Below are 22,021 nucleotides of genomic sequence, written 5' to 3'. Positions count from 1 at the left end.
CAGATATGAGAGAAAATACTATGTTTTATAATCATAGTGCTTTTGTAAATATGCTATATTTTATAGTGGTTATGGGTATGACTATGTTTTTTATGCACCCTGCCGTATTATTTATATCATTCATTTCTTCATTTTCCTACAGCCTTTATTTAGGAGGAGCAAAAAGTCTGAAATTCAGTGCGGGAGTTTTGCTCCCGCTTTTGATATTTATAATAATATTGAACCCTTTGATAAATCATCAGGGGAGTACTATATTATTTTATATAAACAATAAGATGATAACAAAAGAGGCAATTTATTATGGATTTTTTGCCGGTTTTATGATTATAGATATGTTTCTTATTTTTTCTTCCTTTAATAAAATCATGACCGGAGATAAAATCGTATATTTATTCAAAGGAACTATTCCTAAACTTTCTTTGATGTTCTCGATGACACTTCGTTTTATTCCAAGATATAAAGAAGAATTTAATAAGATAAAAGCTTCTCAGAAATGTATAGGAGAAGGTCTTGATGACGGAAATATTTTCGATAGGATAAGACATGGTGTAAATATTATTTCCGCACTTATTACTTTTGCCCTTGAGGACGGTATCGACAGTGCCAATACAATGGTTGCCAGAGGATATGAACTAAAGGGCAAAAGCAGCTATAAAAATGAAAAGTTCACAAACGTGGATAAAGTACTGCTTATTTTTATGATGATTATAATTGTTATTCTCATTATGGGAATATATAATAATGCTTTTCATATTATATTCTTTTCTGATTTTTCTTTTACATCAATTGGAGGAAGTAATATCATATACTTTATATCTTACTTAATATTTGCGTTCATACCATTACTGATAGAAATCAAGGAGGAAATAGTTTGGAATTTATTGAAGCAAAAAATTTAACATTTTCATATCCCAATTCAAAAGAAGTTCTAAAAGATATTTCCTTTGAAATAAATAAGGGTGATTTTGTACTTCTTTTTGGTAAATCCGGGAGCGGGAAGTCTACATTGCTTAAGCATTTAAGCGTAAGTCTTGCTCCTTACGGAGAAAAAAAAGGTGAGATTTTATATAAAGGTAAAGATATAAATGATTTAAATATAAGGGAAAGATGTGAAAAGATAGGCTATGTATCTCAAAATGTAGAGGCACAGATAATAACCGATAAGGTATGGCATGAGTTGGCTTTTACCTTGGAGAATTTGGGATATGATAAAGTGACTATGAGAAGCAGGATAGCGGAGATGTCAAGTTTCTTTTCTATGTCTCAGTGGATGAACAGAGATACATCTTCACTGTCGGGGGGAGAAAAACAAAAGCTGAACCTTGCATGCAGCATGCTTTCATTTCCGGAGATCCTTCTTCTTGACGAACCTACATCACAGCTGGATCCTGTAATGAGGAATGAATTTATAACTCTTCTTACTAAAATAAACGAAGAGTTCGGGACTACTATCATAATAACAGAGCATTCTCTGAGCGGTATTCTCGATAAAGCAGATAAATGCATTTTGCTTGACAGCGGTAAGATAAAGTTTGAGGGAACCTGTCTTGATATGGTAAAAAATATAATAAATGAAAATGTAGAGTATTATGATTTTTTGCCTTCTCCCGTAAAGCTCGGGAATAAAATTTTTGGTATGAGTGATGTATTGACTGTTAAAGATGCAAAAAAACTCATTGATAATTCTAAAAAGAATTTTAAAGGAATAGAAAAGAAAAGTTTAATAAGAAATAAAGAAATAGTAATCGATTTAAGGCATATATGGTTTAGATACGATAAGAATAGTCCTGATGTAATAAAAGATATGTCTTTGAAAGTATATAAGGGGGATTTTATTTCTGTAATAGGACCAAACGGTGCGGGGAAGAGCACTTTGTTAAATATACTGGGAAAAGTTAAAAAGCCTTACAGAGGAAAAGTAGTTTCAACCGGAAAAATCGCAGTGCTTCCTCAAAATCCGGTGAGCCTTTTTATTAAGAATACTATCAGAAAAGACCTTGAAGATATTAGTGAAGATTATATTTCTTTGGTAAGTGAGATTGGCGGGGAACATTTGCTTGATTCTCACCCTTATGATGTATCGGGAGGAGAAATAGAAATAATGGCGCTTATAAAAGTTCTTCTTACCAATCCCGATATATTGATTTTGGACGAGCCTACCAAAGGAATGGATGTTATTTATAAAGATAAAATAGGTAAGTTATTAAAAAGATTGAATGATAACGGAGTGACTATAATAGTTGTCAGTCATGATATAGAGTTTATATCAAAATATATACCTTTGAGTACGATAATGTTTGACGGGGATATAGTTTCATTCAAAGAAAGCAGGACACTTTTGGGTGAAAACTATTTTTATACCACAGATATAAATAGGATCACAAAAGAAAGACTGGATAATGCCATACTTCTCGATGAGGTAAATGTATATGATGAATAAACTTAAGAAAGCAAATTTAGTAATGATCATATCTATTCTTATCGGAGTACCTTTGGTATTATATGTATCCGTTAAAAGTTACGGCGAAAAAAATTATTTGATACCAAGTTTTTTGATTTTGATATTATCATTTATACCTTTTATAATGATATTTGAAAAAAAGAAAATAAGAACAAGAGAGATAGTCTTGATTTCTGCAATGTCGGCTATAGCTGTGCTCGGTAGAGTATTATTCTTTTTCGCTCCCGAAATTAAAGCAACTTCAGCCATAGTGATAATTTCAGGGATGACTCTCGGAGGGCAAGCGGGATTTTTTATTGGTGCTATATCAGCATTTGTTTCAAATTTTTTCTTTGGTCAGGGCTCATGGACTATGTGGCAGATGTTTGCTTTTGGAATGATCGGGGTATTATCCGGGGTAATATTAAAAAAGAAACATAATAGGATATTCGTTTGCCTTATAGGTTTCTTGCTTGTAATGATAGTTTACGGAGGGATAGTCAATTTTCATTCTCTTGTTATGTTTACAAGCGGGATAACATGGGATAATATCAAATCAATTTATTTACTGTCCATACCCTTTGATTTTGTACATGCTCTTTCAACAACAGTTTTTTTATGGTTTTTAAATAAACCTTTTTTAGAAAAAATTAGTCGAATCAAGGAAAAGTATGGTATGATAGAACTGGAATAAAAATAACTTAAAGTTTATATACTTATTAAATGAAAGGGAAGCAGGTTAGATTCCTGCACAGTCTGTGCTACTGTATTAGAAGAGTAAATATCAAAATGTCACTGTGTAAGCGGGAAGACGATATTTATGATGAAGCTTAAGTCAGGAGACCTATTTAATAAGACCTATAAACTCTACACAAGGATAGAGTAAGGTAATTAGCTATATAATAAATAGCTGTTATATTTAGCTACTCTAAGCCTTATCAAGGCTTATTTTTATTGTTAAAAAACATTAAAAGGAGAGAGGAAATTAAATGAAAAGTTTTAAAACGAAAATTTTAGCGGTTTTACTTTCGCTGATGATGGTGTTTGGTATAGCAAGTCCTGCTTTTGCGGGAACTTTAAATGCGAAAAGTACTAGCAGTGTTAAAAATACATCTTCTGTAACGATTAAAACACCAAGTACTCAAACAAAAATATTAAATGCAGTTAAAAAATCATCTGAGTTTATGTTAAAAAATATAAGTAACCCAACGACCGGAAGTCAAAATGGCAAAGACTGGCAGGTATTTGCTGTTAATCGATCAATTATAAACCTATCAGGATTGAATGATTGGAATAAGAAATATGTCGATAGTTTTTCTGATATGAGTGTGCTTAAATATCCCAGTGACTATGCAAGAGCTATATTAGTATTGTCTTCCATGGGTAAAGATGTTACAGATTTTAATAGTACAAATTTGATTGAAAAAATGTTGGAAAGCAAGGATAATGTGCTATCTAACACATCAAATGCTATATATGCATTACTTGCTTTGGACTGTAAAGATTATTTGATTCCCGAAAGCTGTTCAATAACAAAAGATGATATTATTAATTATATAGTTTCACAAAAAGTAAATGAAAACGGAGAATTTGTAGGTTCTTATGAAGACAACGGACAAACCATTGAATATGTTGATTTAGATACTACATATATGGCAATTCAGGCTTTAGCACCTTATTATGGTACTAAAAATGAGGCTAAAGAATTTGTAAATAAATCATTAGTCTCAATAAATAAAAATCAAGGTAAATCCGGAGTTATCGCTACTTTTGGAACTGACAATGCGAGTACGACTGCACAGGCTCTTTTAGCAGTTGTAGCTTTGGATAAAGATGTAAATAATTATAAAATTGGAACAAAAACTTTAATTGATGGTTTATTATCACTTTATGATGAAAAAAGCGGTGGATTTAAATATTATGGAAGTGTTGATTTAGATTTCTCTACACCTCAGGCTACATACGCATTAGCCGGTTATTTAAGACATCAGCAGGGTATAAATGGGATTTATGATTTTAATAATGATAAAGATATTACATACCCTCCTATGACCACTAAGTTAACACTTAATAAAAGCAGTGTTTATTTTACTAAAGCAGGAGCTACCTATAAAATAGGTATATCTTCTTTATTACCAAATGGTGCAATTAATGAATTTACATTTAAATCAAGTAATAATTCTATAGCTACCGTGAATAGTACGGGTACTGTTACAGCCAAAAATAACGGTAAGACGACTATTACTGTTTCTAGTGCAGACGGTAGCAATGTTAGTGCAAAACTTACTGTAACTGTTGTTATTTCTCCAAAAACCGTAAAAGCGTCAGGCGGACATAAATATGCAAAAGTTGCTTACAGTAAAGTAAGCGGAGCTACCAAGTATGTTATTTATAAATATAACGGCAAGAGTTATGTTAAATATGCTACGACCACAAAGACTTCTTTTACCGATGAGAAAGTAACTTCCGGCAAGAATTATTATTATAAAGTAAGAGCCTATAACGGAGGATACTACAGCGGGTACTCAAAAGCAGTTAAAGCAGCCGTTAAAGTTGGAATTCCTACAAAAGTAAAGGCAAAATCCGGTAAGAAGAAAGTAACTGTTACTTTTAAAAAAGTTAAATACGCAAAGAAATATGAGATATATAAAAAATCAGGCAAGAAATATAAGAAAATAGCTACGGTCAAAAAGAATAAATACGTAGATAAAAAAGTCAAGAAGAATAAGAAATATTATTATAAAGTAAGAGCAGTAAAAGACAGCTCAAATAAGAGTAATTTTTCTAAAACAGTAAAATCAGGTAAAGTTAAATAATTTTATATCTATATTATTTTATGCTTATTTCCCTTAGCGAGCATGATAGATATATAATTATAAAAGCCGCATTATTATGCGGCTTTATTTTATATAATCTTCTATTTTATATTTTAGAGGGTGCATCGTAGCAAGTCCCGTACATATTATATTTTTATTTTCATCTTCTATTGAACATCTGCATACGAATATATTGTGTCCTTTTTTTACGACTTCACCGTATCCGTAAAGTATTTTATCCTTTGTTTTATTTATAAAGTTAGCATTTATATTTACCGTCACACATACATATCCGAAAGAAAGCACAGAAGTCCCCGCAAGGACATCTAGCATTGAATATAAGATCCCTCCGTGAGGATACCCCATAAAGTTACGGTTATTATCATTGATTTTTACTGCTGCCTCTGATTTTCCCTCTGAAATTTTTGTTATTTTAATATTGTTGTTTAATGAAAACTTATCATTTTCATTGAGAAATTTTATAATTTTTTCATAGTTCATATTATTCACTTCCTTATGATTTTTAATATATCATAAAAATGGATTATTTGATAGCTTAAATCAATATGAAAAGTATTGTAAATTTTTTTTATGTAAGTAAGAAATTTTCCTTGTATATGTAAAAAAATTGTATTATAATATGTAAAAGTTTTGAAATTTCAGAAATTTCAAATTAAGAGACGACAGAAAACATAAAGTGTTTAGCTTTATGAAAATACTAGTTAGATATTTTATGTTTTTTTCTTCGTCTCGGTCAAAATTAAATATTTGTTGTTATAGGAGGATAAAAAATGGATTATATTAATAAAGTACTTGAAGAGGTTAAGGCTAAAAATCCCAACGAACCTGAGTTTAATCAGGCTGTAATGGAAGTTTTGGAAAGCTTAAGGCCTGTAATCGAGGCACATCCCGAATATGAAGATATGGGGATTTTAGAAAGATTAACAGAACCTGAAAGAGCTATAATGTTTAAAGTTCCTTGGGTTGATGATAAAGGTAAAGTACAAGTGAACAGAGGTTTTAGAGTACAGTTCAATGGTGCTATAGGACCATACAAGGGCGGACTTAGATTTCATCCAAGCGTAAATCTAAGTGTAGTTAAATTCTTGGGATTTGAACAAGTATTTAAAAATTCACTTACAACGCTTCCAATCGGCGGCGGTAAAGGCGGTTCAGATTTTGATCCACAGGGAAAATCAGACGCGGAAATCATGAGATTTTGTCAAAGCTTTATGAGTGAATTATATCGTCATATAGGTCCTGATGTTGACGTTCCTGCAGGAGATATAGGTGTAGGCGGAAGAGAAATCGGTTACCTCTACGGACAGTACAGAAGAATAAGAGGTGCTTTTGAAAACGGAGTACTAACAGGAAAGGGACTTCCTTACGGCGGTAGTTTAATAAGACCTGAGGCAACAGGTTTTGGTGTAATGTATTACGCTTCAGAAGTATTAAAAGTATTGGGTGACAGTTTTAAAGGTAAGACTATCGTTTTAAGCGGATACGGAAACGTTGCTTGGGGTGTGTGTATTAAAGCGAAAGAAATGGGAGCTAAAGTTGTTTCTATTTCAGGCAGAGACGGATATATTTACGATAAAGACGGTATCAATACAGATGAAAAAATTGATTTCTTACTTCAAATCAGAGAAAGAAATGATGTGAAATTAAAAGATTACGCAGAAAAATTCGGTGCCGAGTTCCACGCAAAAGAAAAACCATGGGGACTTAAAGGTGATATAGCTATTCCTTGTGCTACACAAAATGAAATAGGAATTGAAGAAGCTAAGAAATTAAAAGAAAATGGTATCAAATTGGTGGTTGAAGGGGCTAATATGCCTACAACACCTGAAGCTATGGAATACTTCAAAGAAAACGAAGTTGTTTTGGGACCTGCAAAAGCTGCAAATGCAGGTGGTGTTGCTACATCTGCACTTGAAATGGCTCAAAACTCTATGAGATATTCTTGGACAGCTGAAGAAGTTGATGCTAAACTTAAAGAAATCATGAAGAATATTCATGAAAACAGTAAAAATGCAAGTGAAAAGTACGGACTTGGATATGATTTGGTTGCAGGTGCAAATATTGCCGGATTTGAAAAAGTCGTAGAGGCTATGATTGCACAAGGGGTTTATTAATACATTTAGGGCTTTGATTTATAACCCGCTAGTTTTTCTTTAAAGTAACAAAAACTGGATGTAAATGCTTCCACTGCGCGGAGCATTACGCTTCTTAATTTTCTACAAAATTCTCTCCAAATTTTGTGAAAAAGAAGCTTTCCCAGCCCGAATATTTAATAGAAACTTTAATTATAAAAGCAGCATTAAAAAATGCTGTTTTTTATTTATGAAAGTAAAACGATATTGTAAATATTATATTCAGTTTTAAATTGTTTATGTATATATTTTGTATTAGGATTCTAAAACTTATAAATAAATGTACAGTTCTGGATATCTTTAAAATAACTTTTAGGTTGCTAAACGGTAATTTAAGTTTATATATTTTATTTGTTAATTATGTTATATTATAGATAAAGTATAAAGGTGCAAGAGAAAATGAGCAAGGTTAAAATTAAAATTAATGACGTAGATGAATTAAGAAATGAATTGGATAAAATTTATGAAAGTTCTTATCAAGTAGATCTAGCAAAGTGGTCTATCAGTTTAGCTAAACATATTTTTTATACTATTAAAGTTGATTATAAAAATAATAATGTAGTATTGAATGGTTTTAAAGTTAATGAGGATTGGCAGATAGGTGAGGCTAGGATGTATGATGTAAGATTGGCTGGTTTTAAAGTTCATGAACTGGCGAGGAATGAGAGTGATAGTATAAAAAGTACTGCCTTCAGAGTAGCCGGGCAAGCTGTTGGGAGCGGACATATGAGAGAACATATGAGAGAACATGCAATGGTAGCAAGTGATTATGCTATAAAGGTAATCAATTTGCTTTATCCAAATGAATTAAATCAAGTAAAAGAAAAAAGAATTTGGCAGATTAATAAATTAAAAAATATCAAAAATAAAATAGGACACTACGATTGAGGAAGAAAACGTAGTGTCTTTTAATAATCTAATCTAATAATTTAACCGTTAACTCTTTTTTTTGCTTCTTCTAAAATTGTTCCCGCTGATCTTACTCCAAGACCAAATCTGTTACATCCGATTTCTGCCATAGCAATAAGAGTATCTAAATCTCTTACTCCGCCTGCAGCCTTAATTAACGCATCGTCACCGATAGTTTCTTTTATAAGTTTGATAGTTTCCACTGTTGTTGGTTTTGGTCCCCATCCCGTACCTGTTTTAACGTATGTAACACCGGCTTTTACACATAATTCACTTGCCTTTTTGATTTCATCATCTGTAAGATAGCAAATTTCAATAATTGATTTTACAGGTACTCCGTCTGCTGCTTCTACTACTGCTTTGATATCATCAACGAAATAATCGTATTTACCTGATTTAAGTGCACTGACATTACTTACCATGTCAAGTTCTTCACAGCCCATAGCAATATTTTCTTTAGCTTCTATTATCTTATTTGCTGTTGTTGCAGCACCGCTTGGAAAACTTACGACACCTGTCGTTACTATATCCGGATAATCTTTTAATCTGTCGATAGTATACTTGGTTACCCAAGGCATTGGTGATGCACAAATACAATTGTACTTAATGACTGTATCGATCATTTCTTCAACTTCATCCATTACGATATCAGTTCTTACCGTACTGACATCAATCATTCTGCTAATTTTCTTTAAATCTACTTCTTTTTTCATTATTTAACCTCCGATGAATAAACATCATTATCTTTTATGGTTTTATAATAACAGGTAATTACCTTTTTGTAAAGTATTTTTTAAAAATTCATGAAAAAATATATTAAGGTGGTGATGTTTAAGTTTTTGAAAAAATTTGATATTGTCGAATTATGTGATATAATGTATTTTACATAATAAGGAGGGTATAATGATAAGCTTAATACTCGGGATATGTTTTTCATTTGAATCAGCTTTAGTATTCATATCTTTATTCTATGCTCTTAAAAGGGTGATTTTTAATGGGACTCATCTATTTTTATTATTTTTGATAATTTTTTATGCACTTGCCTGTTTCTTTATAGGTCAATTGTTTTTCTATATTGTAAGAAGAAAATATAAAGTAGATAGCATATTTGATTTGCCGATACTGGATATAAATATTAAAGAAGAAATAAAATTGGAACATATAATTGAAGGAAGAGATATTGCGGGGATAGAGGACGGTAAAATTCTTTATATTGAAGACGAAAATAAAAATAAAGATATAGATACAAATTAGAAAATATTACTTGATTAAACTTCAAGTAATATTTTTTTATTGTAAGTAACTATATAGATACGAGCAGTAACATCAGTATTTAAAATAATTTGTTATAATGTTTTAAGGAGGTTTGTTATGAAATTTGCAGAAAAGTTAAAGAAATTAAGAATAAGTAATGAAATGTTACAGGAGAATTTAGCAGAACTTTTAAATGTATCGCGTTCAGCCATTGCAAAATGGGAGAATGCAAACGGTATGCCCGATTTGGATAATTTAAAGATGATTGCCTCGATATTTGATGTCACTATTGATTCTCTTATCAGGGATGAAGAAGATATCGAAACTACAGAAGAAGGTTTTTGTTTTAAGATTGCGGGTGCAGGTGTAGGAGTAGGGTTAGTCTTGGGATTTTTATTCCCAGATTTTGGAGTAAATAATATGGGAGCATGGGGGTTAGGTCTTGGAATAATCGGGTATATTATAGGTTATGTTATTATTCAAATAAAAAATAAATAAAACTATACATAAAAAAGAAGGAGAAAACCTTCTTTTAATCTATGTAATTATCTATTTTATTTTGTTCGATAACTTTTTTACCCAGAAGTGTTATGGCTTTGGCAGGACAATTAGTTATACATCTGTAGCACATGGTACATTTGTTTTTTGTAATTATTTTGTTGCCTATAATTTCTAAATTGTTAATTGGGCATAAAGAAATACATTTTTTACATTTTATGCATTTGTTATTATCCACTTTAAGCTTCGATGAATATTCCTTAGTTTTATTATAAAACCAAAGTCTCTGTCCTAATAACCCTGCTATATGATAAAATACATTCAGCCCTTCTTTTGTTGTATTATTGTTTTTAAATCTTTGAGCTGAACTGATAATTTTATTTTCTGCTTTTAATATTATTTTTTTATTTTTTTCTTCACTTCTTTTTAATGCCTTAACATCTGCAATACAATCCGGCATTTTTACATGAAGTCCTCCTATAATGTTCGCACCATATCTTTTAAGCAATTTGGCAGAACATCCCGCACCGTCTCCGCTGAATAGTCCCATTGTTGCAACAATAAATACATTCTTGTTATTAAATAATCCCTTATTAATTATGATAAATTCTCTGACTATTTTGGGAAGATTGCTATAATATATTGGATAAGCAAATACTATATCTTTATTTTTTAGTAACTTTTCTTTTATATCTTTGCTTTCTATAGATATAATATCTGAATTATTATCAATATTGTTTATAAATTTATCAATGCAATATTTTGTATTTCCGGTTCCGCTGAAATAAATCCCTATCATATTTGTTTCCCTTATCTTATTTCACTTATAATAATTCTGTTTTGATGATCTTTTATTGACTTTATTAAATCATCAAAAGAAATAAATACTGTAGCTGAATTTTCCATTGGGTGAATTCCTATTATTTTATTTTTAAGTTCTTTGTCAAATACTGAAATCACTTTATTTTCTTTGTCGTTTATTACCGCAATCGGAGTCACACTTCCTGCCGACACTCCTAATATATTTTCAACATCTTTATCGTTTGCAAAGCTTAGTCTTCTGCTCCCGATTTCTTTTCTTAAACTCTTCAAATCGGCTTTTTTATGTCCGGGCAATGTGACAAGGTAATAATTTAACTTTTTATCGTCTCTTAAAAATAAATTTTTAGCTATTTTTTCTTTTCCCGGTATATTAAGATTATCAATTTCATTGATCGTATATACTTTTTCATGTTCCACTGCTTCATAATCTATATTTAATTTATTGAGGTATTCGTATGTTTCCTGTTTATTCATTTTTATTAATTCCTTTTCTTATTTGTTGCTAAAATCGTATCTCATGGGGACATAGTTTGTCTTGATTTCTTTAAATCCAAGTTTTTTATATAATTCATAACCTTCTTTTGTTGAGTTTAGCTCGATATAATCAAGGTTCATATAGCTAACATCTTCTATTAATTTTTTTATAAGTTTCTTTGCAATTCCCTGCCTTCTGAAGTTATCTACTGTAAATACAGTGCGTATCGTTCCTATTTTACCGTTTATAAAATTTACTCCTGAGGGAATATTGGAAATGGAAATAAATGCAGATGAAATTATTTTGTTTTCGTTTAGTGCTATATAAGCATAAAAGTCTTTGTTTAAGTGTTCTTTAAAATATGATAATAATTCTCTCTTTATATTGCTTTCATTATTTTTAATAGTTTCTTTAAATCCGTATTTAAGGAATTTAATTCTTATATCTATAAGTTCTTTTATATCGCTTTTATCGGCTTTTTTATTATCAATGTTATGCTCCAATGTTTAATTAATAAAATTATATTAATTATAGTATTTAATATCCTAAAAGACAATTAACAAATTTATATTAATATAAAAAATCCCTGATATTAATCAGGGATAAAATTATTTTCTTATTTTGGGAAGTGTATTTGCTCCGTGAGGAAGTAATGCTGTTTCCATATCAAGACTGCCTCCGTTTAAGTCTTTTGCTATTTCAAGTGCTTCATCTAATGTTGTTGTTACATATGCTTTTGTATTTTTAAATTCTTCCTTTGGTATACTTGTTACCAGTATCAAATTATATTTATCTGCAAAATCGGCGAATAAGTATCCCACATATGCACCTATGGAAAAATCATTTCTGAGTGCAACTTCTCTGTCGTACATGTTATCATAACCTTTAATTTGTTTTTCGCAGTCTTCATCTCCGAATTTTTCCCCACATTTAAATAATATGATAGCGGTTCCATTGTCTTCTATTATTTCCATAACATTGCAGAGAGTCTTTGAACCTTGATAAAGATTTATATCTTTTGGAAACCCTCCCGCAGTAGCAATAACAAAAGGATATTTTTTATCTACATATACTCCTTCCATTTCATCGACCATTTTACATGCTTCTCTATGGGCTTCAACATAATCTCCGGCAAATGCTTTAATTATATTAAAATCTCCGTCCACTACGACATTCAGTAAAAACGTAGGTTTAAGCATTTCTGCCGCATCCATTAAATCCATATGGAAAGGATTTGTTTCGCTCATGTTTGCACTTCTGACATATGGATTTGAACCGCTCCCAAGTCCCTTATTTAATGATAGTGAATGGTGTTTCATTATTGTTTCTCTTGCTGCAATCCCCGGAACTATACTTTTTCTGCCTCCTCCGAAGCCTGCAAGAAAATGATATACTACTCCGCCGGTTATAATAACCTTATCAGCTTCTACGGCAATTTTATTTAATTTGATTGGTGTACCATGTGAAGTCGTTCCCATATAAACCATGTTTTTATCATCAGTACAAACATGATCTATTATTTCTATTCTTCCGTAAAGTTCGCCTATAAGTTCTTTATGCTCTTCTTCCGTCTGTTTTCTATGTGTTCCCGTTGCACTTAAAATGGTTATATTATCATCTTTTACTCCTGCTTTGTTTAATTCGTCCACCAAAATTGGAAGATACATTTTAGATGACTGCCACTTTCTGGTTATATCGGATATTATAATGCAGACTTTATCATCTTTATCTATCTTTTCATTTAGTTTATCGCTTCCTATCGGATTATTTAAAGCGTCTTTTATATGTTCTTTGGGTGTCTTTTTTATTAGTCCCAAATCGTTGGATTCAAGGACTTCTTTAATATTTTCATCCTTTAAATTTACATCAAATTCTGTTTTGTCATATCTTAATTTGTAGCTCATTTATTAATTCTCCTTACTTATATAAGCTTATTAAAGATTTAATTCTTATTAAAAGTTTAATAAGTTTATATAAAATATTATTTTCACATTTTATCACAAAAAGTCTTTTATTACTATATTTTAAAACGTTTTAATTTTTAAATATTATGCAATCAACAGTTAGATTTTGGAAATCATAAAAGGGAAGGAAATAATAAATTAATTAGACAATTATTTCAGTAAAAATTTGAAAGAAAGTGTTGAAATCGTTTCAGAGAATATATGCTAAGATATATTTAAGGAAGAATCAATAAATAAGGTGATTTAAATGTTTCTAAAAAGAAGAGAACTATTGATACTCAAAAGTTTGATGTTAGCCGATAAAGGTATCAAAATATCGGATTTGACAAATAAATTCAAGGTATCGGAAAGAATGATAAGATATGACATTGATAATATAAATTATTTTCTTAAAAGTATCAATGCTTTTATAGATAAAGATAGAAATGGGAAATTTATTTTAAATATAAAAGAAGAAGATATATTCAAGTTAAAAGAAGAGATAAATAATTTTGCGGTTACGGATGTTTATCTTACGGAAGAAGACAGGTTTAATTATATAATTATAAAACTTCTAACGGCAAATAAACCAATAACGATTTCATCTATAGCCGAAGAACTTTACGTAAGCAGAAGTTCTTTGAATAAGACTATGAAAAAGGTTTATGAATGGTTCGATGAACAAGGTATAAATGTTATAAGTAAAACCAATTATGGGATACTGTTAAATTGTTCGGAAAACAGATGGAGAAAGGCGGTAATAAAATTAAGCAATAACAAAGAACACCGAGGTTACTTTTACAGTCTTCTTCATAAAGTATCCAATGACAGTGACGATAATTATTTAAACCCCACCAATTACATTCTTCCGCTATATAAAGAAGCTTTATTTGATGAAGACGATTTATTTAAAATCATAGATTCGATTTCTTATTTAGAAGATTTACTTGAAACAAAATTTGATGATTCCAGTTATGTATCTTTATTGATACATCTAGCAATAGCAATGAAAAGGCTTAAAAACGGGAACAAGATTTTAATGTCGGATGAACAGCTTGAGCAGCTTAAAAATGAAGATGAATATCCTGTTTCCAAAAGTTTTGCTAAGTATTTAAATACCATTTTCGATATTGATATTCCCGATGAAGAAATAGGCTATATAACCATACATCTTATGGGGGCAAGAAGATTTTTTATTTTGGCAAATGATGACAAAGGGTTAAAAGAAGTTGTAATAAAAATCATAGATAACGTTCAGAAGATTTTAAATAAAAGTATTGATGATAAGTATATCGATGATTTGATAAAAGACTTGACTGTTCATTTAAAACCGGCAATATCAAGGCTTAAAAATTCTTTAATGATTGAAAATCCCATACTGGATACCATAAAAGGAAAATATATGGATATATTTTCGGCGGTGGAAAAGTCATGTTTTATCATAAAAGAAAAATATGATATAGATAATATCCCTGATGACGAGATAGCTTATATAACGATGCATATCGGGGCAAGTTTAGAGAAATCCAGAGTTATTAAAAATAAAAAGATAAAAGCAATAACCATGTGTGCAAGCGGTCTTGGGACTTCCAAAATGCTTTCCAGCAGGATACAAAGGGAATTCCCTATGATAGAAATCATAGGAGAAATATCAATATTCGATGCTTCCAAATATAAAAAAGCAGATGTAATAATTTCAACCATAGATACTTATATAAAAACCGAGATCCCTATTATAAAGGTAACGCCTTTACTTGATAGTAAAGATATAAAAAAAATTGAAGATTTCCTTGATATAAAAAGGGTAGTTCCAAACTATGAAATACTTGGTGATTTAGATAAAAAAATAGACATAATTGTAAAAGCAGCAAAAGATAACAGTACTAATTTAGATGAAATTAAATTTAAAAATGATTTATATGAAATATTAATAGATAACAACAATACAGGAGAGGAGATTTTACCTATGCTATCGGAGTTGATTGACGAAAAGAGAATTTCATTTTATGACGCAAAAAATTGGGAGGACGCGGTGAGGGAGGCCGGGAGACTATTGGTGGATACTAAATGTGCCAAAAACGGGTATGTTGATAAAATGATCGATACCGTCAAGGAACTTGGTTCATATATAGTAATAACAAAGGGGATCGCTTTACCCCATGCAAGACCTGAAGACGGAGCATTGAAAGTTGCAATGAGTCTTGTGATATTAAATAATCCCATAAATTTCGGTAATAAAAACAACGATCCGGTAAAGGCGGTGTTTGGACTTTGTGCCGTTGATAATCATACTCATTTAAGGGCTCTTTCGGATCTTGGAAAGTTTGCCGTTAATGAAGATAACTTTTCAACTTTAATTTCACTTAAGTCTAAAAAGGAAATATCAAAATATATTAAACAAATATGTGAGGAGAGTGATAAGAATGAATGACAGAATCAAAAAAATCAAGAAAAGTGTGGTCAGTGTAAAACCTGAAGTATGTACCGAGAGACTGAGAATAATAACGGAGTCTTATGAAAAATACAAAGATGAACCTATTATAGTTAAAAGAGCATTGTCACTTAGAGATATACTTCTTAATATGAGTATTTATCTGGAAGATGAACAGCTCATCATAGGCAATCAATCCTCGGGAATCAGAAGAGCTCCGTTGTTTCCCGAATATTCTTGGGACTGGATTTTTAAAGAAATAGATGAATTTGAAAAAAGACCAAGCGATGTCTTTTATGTAAGCGAAGAAAATAAAAAAATAATGAGAGAAATATTACCTTTATGGAAAGGTATGACACTAAAAGACAGAGTTCTCAAAACTCAGACAAAAGAAGTTTTGGAAGATAAAAAAGTCGGAGTCCTCGGTTGGGAGGGAAATGTAACAGCCGGAGAAGGACATATAATCATGGACTTTGAAAAAGTGTTAAAAGTTGGATTCAGAGGTATAGTAAATGAAGCCGACGATAAACTTTTAAACCTTGACTATACCGACCCTGATGATTTAAGAAAAGTATCTTTTTATAAGGCTGTAAAAATAGTATACTCCGCTTCAAGCGAATTTGTTGAAAGATATATAGATTTGCTTCAGGAGAAAATTATTATAGAAAAGGACGAACAGAGGAAGAAGGAGCTAAAGCAAATAAAGAAAACTATAGAAAATATTGAATATAATCCTCCTACAACTTTCAAAAGTGCGGTTCAGCTCCTTTGGTTCGTTCAGCTGATTTCTCAGATAGAAGCAAACGGCCATTCAATGTCAATGGGCAGGGTAGATAAATATATTTATCCGTTTTACAAGAGAGATATCGATAAAGGAATTTTAAACAGAGATGAAGCAAAAGAATATATAGAGTGTTTTTATTTAAAACTATTCACAGTAATAAAGATAAGACCTTGGTCTCATACGAGATTTGTTGCCGGATATCCTACATATCAAAATATCATCATAGGCGGTAAAAATATAGACGGAGAAAGTGATTTGAATGAAATGTCGTATATACTCCTCGAAGCACTGGGAGATATCAAATTATCCGAACCTAACTTTTATATAAGGTGTCATGAAGATATGCCTAAAGATTTTGTGGATTCAATGATAAAAGTTATAAAAATGGGATTTGGTATGCCGGCTCTTGTAAATGATGATGTAATCATAAATTCTTTAATCGACAGAGGTGTGAGCAAAGAAGACGCTTATGACTATTCCACAATGGGATGTCTTGAAGTTCAGGTTCCCGGCAAATGGGGATACAGAGCAAACGGTAAGACTAAAGTAAATGTTTTAAAAATAATGGAAATTGCACTAAACGGAGGAGTAGATCCCAGAAGCGGTATAAAGACAATAGAGGGTATTCCCGAATTTACAAAGTTTACTGATTTTGATGAAGTGTATGAAGCTTACTGTAAAGCAATGATACATTATATGCGTCTTCAGGTCACTGCGGATAATATCAATGACATTGCTATGGAAGAACTTGTTCCCGATGCATTTTGCTCGGGGCTTGTAGAGGACTGTATAGGAAGAGGAAAGACCATAAAAGAAGGCGGTGCAGTTTACGATATGATAAGCGGAGCATTGGTAGGCGGTCCTAACGTTGGTAATTCTCTATATGCTTTAAAGAAAGCTGTCTTTGAAGATAAGTTGCTGACTTTGGAAGATGTTCAAAATGCTGTAAGAAGTAATTATGAAGGTATCGAAGGAGAAAAAATAAGGCTGCTTCTTCAAAATAAAATAGACAAATATGGAAATGATAATGATGAAGCGGATGATATGGTCGTAAAGATTTATAAGCCTTACATAGATAATATAGCTTCATATAAAAATACCAGATTTGGCAGAGGTCCTATAGGGGGTATGTTCATTCCTTCCACCGTTACTATTTCTTCAAATGTTCCCGACGGAGCAAAAGTAGGTGCGACTCCCGACGGAAGAAAAGATGAAGAACCTACTGCGGAAGGCGTGTCGCCTATGCACGGAACAGAAAAAAACGGTCCGACCAGTGTTATCAATTCTGTTTCAAAATTGGAAACAAGAAAGATGACAGGGGGACAGCTCTTAAATATGAGATTTAATCCGACTACGGTAAAGACTAAAAAAGATGAAGAAAAATTCTATGCACTGATAGAAGCATTTTTCAAGAAGAACGGATGGCATGTTCAGTTTAACATGATATCCACGGATACTTTAATCAAAGCCCAGAAAGAACCCGAGAAATATCAAGATTTAGTTGTAAGGGTTGCAGGATATAGTGCTTTATTTACTTCTTTGGACAAAATTACTCAGGACGACATAATAAGCAGAATGGAATATGAATTATAGGAGGTTGAAAAGATGAAAATTATTACAGTTTGCGGAATGGGGATGGGTACGTCTTTGATTTTAAAGATGACTATCGAATCTGTACTGAAAAAAGAAGGATTGAGTGCAGAAGTAGTTCATTCGGATTTAGGTTCGGCTAAAGCTTTGAATGCTGATTTATTTGCAATCTCGGTAGATATGATAAGTGCATTTGAAGATTCAGGCAAAAATTATGTTGCCGTACAAAGTGTATTTGATGAAAACGGCGTAAGAGAAAAAGTATTACCTATTGTGAAAAAATTTTTAGAAGAAAATGAAAAATAAAATATAAATAGGAGGTCGAAATGAATTTTTTAATAAATTTTGTAGATTATATGGCAAATTATGTTCTGGGCGTTCCGGCTATTATGATTGCTCTTGTTTCTATGATAGGACTTATTGCTCAAAAAAAATCTCTGCCTGATATATTGTCGGGAACGATGAAATCAGCTATGGGGTATTTGATCTTAAGTACGGGAGCAGGAATACTTGTAAGCTGCATGGTACCCCTTGGGGGCATAATGAACGAAGTATTTGGTTTTCAAGGATTTTTCCCTAACGACGAATCAATAATCGCAGCGGTAATGGGAACTTACGGAAAAGTAGCTGTTCTATCGATGGTAGTATGCTTTATGGTAAATTTAATCGTTGCGAGATTTACCAAATTTAAATATGTATACTTAACAGGTCACATGTTACTATTCATAAATATGTTGGTATGTGTACTTATCGAAGTACAATTAGGTATTACCAGCACATGGCAGATAGTACTGTTAAGCGGTTTGATAAGCGGTATATACTGTCCGTTAGCTATTGCTCTTTGTCAGAAGTACACCGATAAAGTTACAAACAATGCCGGAGTTGGGCTTGCTCATTCATCTTGTTTGCAGGCATTTATAGGCGGTTGGATAGGTGAAAGGTTTGGAGATCCAAGCAAATCTACAGAAGATTTAAAACTGCCTAAATGGGCGAGTATTTTCAGAGATGCAACACTTGCTACCGGAATAACGATGTTTTTGGTATTCTTGGTCGTAGCTTTTATAGCTCCGAAAGATTACATATTAGAGCAGGTAGGCGAACAAGGCAGGTTTATGTGGGCTGTAATGAACGGTCTTAACTTTGGTGCCGGAATAACTATTTTGTTATCCGGTGTTAGAATGCTTATTGCAGAGATCGTACCGGCATTTAAAGGTTTTGCGGATAAAATCGTACCTAACGCCAAACCGGGGCTTGACTGTCCGATAGTTATGCCTTACGCTCCTACTGCTTGGCTTTTAGGTTTCTTGATAAGTTTCCCTATAGGTATTATTTGTACATTGATTTCTGCGGGACCTTTAAGCGTACAGTATGTGCTTATTGCCGGTGTTATCCCTCACTTCTTCGGTTCTGGACCTGCAGCTGTTTACGGTAATGCGACAGGCGGTGTCAAGGGTGCTGTTATTGCATCAATAGTTTCTTCACTTATCCTAAGTTTTGGTATACAGTTACTTATTCCGTTAACGGGAAGCGTATGTATTGGTACCGGACTTACATGGGGTGAAAGTGACTTTGGTGTATGGGGTACATTACTTGGATATATATTCAAAGGTATATCAAGTATCTTTTAAATAAAAAAGGAAATGTTAATATGCGTAACATTCCCTTTATGTCAATCAATATAAGAATATTGAAAGAAATATATTAAATTATACTAATTTTCTAGCTAAAAAACAATCATAAAGAGGTAAATTATGGGAAAAGTAGCATTACTAAAGTGTAAACCGAACCAAATCAAAGACAAAGTACATAAAGCATTAGATTTACTCGGGGGTATTTCTGATTTTGTTAAAATAGATGATATGGTAGTTATAAAACCTAATGTTCTTTGTGCTCAAGACCACGAAACGGGAGCGACAACATCTCCCGTTTTGGTAAAAACAATTGCGGATATGTGTCTTGATGTCGGAGCTAAAAAGGTTATAGTTGCGGAGAGTTCCAACTGGGGAATAGATTCAATGGAAGCAATGAAAGAATGCGGATATGATAAAATTGCTGACGGAGAAAAAATCGTCTTAATGGATTTAAAAAAAGGTGAATTCGTTAAAAAGGATATTGACGGCTTGGTCCTTAAGAGTATCAATATACCGAAGGTATTATGTGATGCTGACGCTGTTATAAACTGTCCCGTGCTTAAAGCACACACCATGACTAAAGTAACCATAGGAATTAAAAATTTGTCTGTAGGGATTTCTTCCGATGAAGATAAACAGCATTCACTTCACAGGATAGGGCTCTATCCTCCTTTAAGCGATGAAATGGAAGAAAACGGTTCTTGGTTAGACCAAGCTATATGTGATATAAACTCGAATACAAAGACTACGCTTACTGTAGTCGACGGCATATATGGTCTTCATGGAAAGGGGGCACCTCTTTTTGGAGATAAAATCAATACTAATTTGATCATGACTTCTCCTGACAGAGTAAGTATTGACAGTGTTGGAAGTAAGATCTTAGGTCATGATGCAGTGGATGTTCATCATATAAGAAACTCTTATAACAGGGGCATGGGAGAAATAGACTTAGATAAAATCGAGGTAGTAGGAGATAAAATATCGGATTTTAAATTTGATATCAATCAGTCCTATAATACTTCCCTTAATGGCATTCCAAGTAACGTTACTGTTATAAACGGATGTAAGAACTGCAAAGCTTGTTTATCGACGATAACTTATGTTTTAAGCAGGCATAAAGATGATATAGAAAAAATGGAAATTCCTATAAATGTGTATGTAGGGAAATATTTTGAAGATAAAAAACATCCGTCTGACAGAAGGATGCATATTTATTACGGTAATTGTGCGGGAAGTCATATTTACGGAGGAGGTTTTGTCCCCGGATGTCCTCCAAGGTCCAGAAGGCAGTTTATTCAATCTATAGGAGCTTTGAATATATACAAACAAGACGAAGGTCTGGATACGGATAGGTAACCAATATGGGAGAAAAATCGGCTGTTATATTTGATATACAAAAATATAGTATACATGACGGTCCCGGTATAAGGACGGTTGTATTTTTAAAAGGCTGCCCATTAAGATGTCCATGGTGTGCAAATCCCGAATCACAATTATTAGAACCTAAAATCGTTTATTTTAAAGATAAATGTATCGGAGATTTGAACTGCAAAAAAGTTTGTCCCAAGGGTGCAATAACCGTTGATAAAGAAGGTATAAATATAAATGAGGATAAGTGTACTAAATGTATGCTGTGTGTAGATAACTGCTACGCTACTGCTCTTAGAGTATATGGCAAAAATTTATCCATAGATGAAATCATTACTAAATGTATGGAAGATAAAATTTTTTATGAAACCTCAAAGGGAGGAGTAACTCTTTCGGGAGGAGAACCTTTATTTCAGTTTGAAGCGGCATATGAAATTTTGAAGAGATTAAAATCCCGTGATATAAATACGGCAATCGAAACGACGGGATATGTCAGTAAAGAAAATATCAATAAAATAATGAAATATGTGGATTTATTTTTGTTTGATATCAAGGCTGTCGATAATGATAAACATAAAAGTCTGACGGGAGTGGACAATCATAAAATCCATGATAATCTAAGATATCTTGATGAACATAATAAAAATATCATTATAAGGGTCCCTGTCATACCTTCTTTAAATGACAGCAAAGAAGATATGTTAAATATCATAAAGCTTATAAAGAGTTTAAAAAATAAATATGAAGTGAATTTACTTCCTTATCATAGACTTGGTTTATATAAATACGAAGTTTTAAAAAAGGAGTATGAACTAAAAGATATAACTCCTCCTAAAGATGATCAAATGAATAGTATTTTAAGGATGTTTGAAGAAAATGATATAGAGTGTCAGATAGGAGGTTAAAC

Annotated in this window: 20 protein-coding genes and 1 riboswitch; of the genes, 14 read left to right on the top strand and 6 right to left on the bottom strand. The window is 32.0% G+C overall.

What is annotated here, in order from left to right:
* The first annotated feature begins 5 nt into the window (after nucleotides 1-5).
* The 4 genes from Q0516_RS04975 to Q0516_RS04960 all read left to right on the top strand — a co-directional run bounded on the left by Q0516_RS04975 (nucleotide 6) and on the right by Q0516_RS04960 (nucleotide 5,256).
* The gene (locus Q0516_RS04975) at nucleotides 6-899 is read left to right on the top strand and encodes an energy-coupling factor transporter transmembrane component T (RefSeq protein WP_294463788.1); all 894 of its coding nucleotides are present in this window, start codon (nucleotides 6-8) and stop codon (nucleotides 897-899) included.
* Complete coding sequence (locus tag Q0516_RS04970; RefSeq protein WP_294463787.1) at nucleotides 872-2,440, top strand: ABC transporter ATP-binding protein; 1,569 nt, start codon at nucleotides 872-874, stop codon at nucleotides 2,438-2,440. Before Q0516_RS04975 ends, Q0516_RS04970 begins: the two co-directional genes overlap by 28 nt.
* A complete protein-coding gene (locus tag Q0516_RS04965) occupies nucleotides 2,430-3,134 on the top strand; it encodes an ECF transporter S component (RefSeq protein ID WP_294463785.1) in 705 nt (234 codons plus the stop codon). The genes Q0516_RS04970 and Q0516_RS04965 overlap by 11 nt, the downstream gene beginning before the upstream one ends.
* Nucleotides 3,127-3,307: riboswitch (cobalamin riboswitch) on the top strand. It overlaps the preceding gene by 8 nt.
* Before the next feature lie 122 nt (nucleotides 3,308-3,429).
* On the top strand, nucleotides 3,430-5,256 hold the full coding sequence (locus Q0516_RS04960; RefSeq protein WP_294463784.1) for an Ig-like domain-containing protein: 1,827 nt from the start codon (nucleotides 3,430-3,432) through the stop codon (nucleotides 5,254-5,256).
* A gap of 84 nt (nucleotides 5,257-5,340) precedes the next feature.
* Here Q0516_RS04960 and Q0516_RS04955 read toward each other — a convergent pair whose 3' ends face one another.
* The gene (locus tag Q0516_RS04955; RefSeq protein ID WP_294463782.1) at nucleotides 5,341-5,757 is read right to left on the bottom strand and encodes a PaaI family thioesterase; all 417 of its coding nucleotides are present in this window, start codon (nucleotides 5,755-5,757) and stop codon (nucleotides 5,341-5,343) included.
* 290 nt (nucleotides 5,758-6,047) lie between these two features.
* Here Q0516_RS04955 and gdhA point away from each other — a divergent pair, with 290 nt between their 5' ends.
* Complete coding sequence (gdhA, locus tag Q0516_RS04950; RefSeq protein WP_294463780.1) at nucleotides 6,048-7,391, top strand: NADP-specific glutamate dehydrogenase; 1,344 nt, start codon at nucleotides 6,048-6,050, stop codon at nucleotides 7,389-7,391.
* Between the two features lie 417 nt (nucleotides 7,392-7,808).
* A complete protein-coding gene (locus Q0516_RS04945) occupies nucleotides 7,809-8,297 on the top strand; it encodes a putative immunity protein (protein ID WP_294463778.1) in 489 nt (162 codons plus the stop codon).
* A 41-nt stretch (nucleotides 8,298-8,338) separates the two neighbouring features.
* Here the strand turns inward: Q0516_RS04945 and deoC are convergent, their stop codons facing one another.
* Nucleotides 8,339-9,031 (bottom strand): deoxyribose-phosphate aldolase, encoded by a 693-nt coding sequence (deoC, locus tag Q0516_RS04940; protein WP_257480819.1) that lies wholly within the window; start codon nucleotides 9,029-9,031, stop codon nucleotides 8,339-8,341.
* Nucleotides 9,032-9,221: 190 nt separating this feature from the next.
* Here deoC and Q0516_RS04935 point away from each other — a divergent pair, with 190 nt between their 5' ends.
* The gene (locus Q0516_RS04935) at nucleotides 9,222-9,572 is read left to right on the top strand and encodes a hypothetical protein (protein WP_257480818.1); all 351 of its coding nucleotides are present in this window, start codon (nucleotides 9,222-9,224) and stop codon (nucleotides 9,570-9,572) included.
* Between the two features lie 117 nt (nucleotides 9,573-9,689).
* On the top strand, nucleotides 9,690-10,070 hold the full coding sequence (locus Q0516_RS04930) for a helix-turn-helix transcriptional regulator (RefSeq protein ID WP_294463775.1): 381 nt from the start codon (nucleotides 9,690-9,692) through the stop codon (nucleotides 10,068-10,070).
* A gap of 34 nt (nucleotides 10,071-10,104) precedes the next feature.
* Here Q0516_RS04930 and Q0516_RS04925 read toward each other — a convergent pair whose 3' ends face one another.
* From Q0516_RS04925 to larA, 4 genes are all read right to left on the bottom strand, one after another.
* Nucleotides 10,105-10,869: an EFR1 family ferrodoxin gene (locus tag Q0516_RS04925; RefSeq protein ID WP_294463773.1), complete on the bottom strand. Its 765-nt coding sequence runs from the start codon at nucleotides 10,867-10,869 to the stop codon at nucleotides 10,105-10,107.
* A gap of 11 nt (nucleotides 10,870-10,880) precedes the next feature.
* Complete coding sequence (locus tag Q0516_RS04920; RefSeq protein WP_294463771.1) at nucleotides 10,881-11,366, bottom strand: prolyl-tRNA synthetase associated domain-containing protein; 486 nt, start codon at nucleotides 11,364-11,366, stop codon at nucleotides 10,881-10,883.
* 18 nt (nucleotides 11,367-11,384) lie between these two features.
* A complete protein-coding gene (locus Q0516_RS04915) occupies nucleotides 11,385-11,870 on the bottom strand; it encodes a GNAT family N-acetyltransferase (RefSeq protein WP_294463769.1) in 486 nt (161 codons plus the stop codon).
* Nucleotides 11,871-11,975: 105 nt separating this feature from the next.
* Nucleotides 11,976-13,271: a nickel-dependent lactate racemase gene (gene larA / locus Q0516_RS04910; RefSeq protein WP_294463768.1), complete on the bottom strand. Its 1,296-nt coding sequence runs from the start codon at nucleotides 13,269-13,271 to the stop codon at nucleotides 11,976-11,978.
* A gap of 307 nt (nucleotides 13,272-13,578) precedes the next feature.
* On the opposite strand from larA, the gene Q0516_RS04905 reads away from it, so the two are divergent.
* The 6 genes from Q0516_RS04905 to Q0516_RS04880 all read left to right on the top strand — a co-directional run bounded on the left by Q0516_RS04905 (nucleotide 13,579) and on the right by Q0516_RS04880 (nucleotide 22,019).
* Complete coding sequence (locus Q0516_RS04905; RefSeq protein ID WP_294463766.1) at nucleotides 13,579-15,741, top strand: BglG family transcription antiterminator; 2,163 nt, start codon at nucleotides 13,579-13,581, stop codon at nucleotides 15,739-15,741.
* Nucleotides 15,734-18,118 (top strand): formate C-acetyltransferase/glycerol dehydratase family glycyl radical enzyme, encoded by a 2,385-nt coding sequence (locus tag Q0516_RS04900; protein ID WP_294463765.1) that lies wholly within the window; start codon nucleotides 15,734-15,736, stop codon nucleotides 18,116-18,118. Before Q0516_RS04905 ends, Q0516_RS04900 begins: the two co-directional genes overlap by 8 nt.
* Before the next feature lie 12 nt (nucleotides 18,119-18,130).
* Nucleotides 18,131-18,421: a PTS sugar transporter subunit IIB gene (locus Q0516_RS04895; RefSeq protein ID WP_294463762.1), complete on the top strand. Its 291-nt coding sequence runs from the start codon at nucleotides 18,131-18,133 to the stop codon at nucleotides 18,419-18,421.
* A gap of 20 nt (nucleotides 18,422-18,441) precedes the next feature.
* Complete coding sequence (locus tag Q0516_RS04890) at nucleotides 18,442-19,743, top strand: PTS ascorbate transporter subunit IIC (protein WP_257480810.1); 1,302 nt, start codon at nucleotides 18,442-18,444, stop codon at nucleotides 19,741-19,743.
* Between the two features lie 123 nt (nucleotides 19,744-19,866).
* Complete coding sequence (locus Q0516_RS04885; RefSeq protein WP_294463757.1) at nucleotides 19,867-21,102, top strand: DUF362 domain-containing protein; 1,236 nt, start codon at nucleotides 19,867-19,869, stop codon at nucleotides 21,100-21,102.
* A 5-nt stretch (nucleotides 21,103-21,107) separates the two neighbouring features.
* Complete coding sequence (locus Q0516_RS04880) at nucleotides 21,108-22,019, top strand: glycyl-radical enzyme activating protein (RefSeq protein WP_294463755.1); 912 nt, start codon at nucleotides 21,108-21,110, stop codon at nucleotides 22,017-22,019.
* Nucleotides 22,020-22,021 lie beyond the last annotated feature (2 nt).

Source organism: uncultured Anaerofustis sp. (assembly GCF_938029165.1).
In the GTDB taxonomy this organism is placed as follows: domain Bacteria; phylum Bacillota; class Clostridia; order Eubacteriales; family Anaerofustaceae; genus Anaerofustis.
The sequence above is the reverse complement of the archived record's forward strand: the minus strand, read 5'-3'. Positions and strand labels throughout refer to the sequence as shown.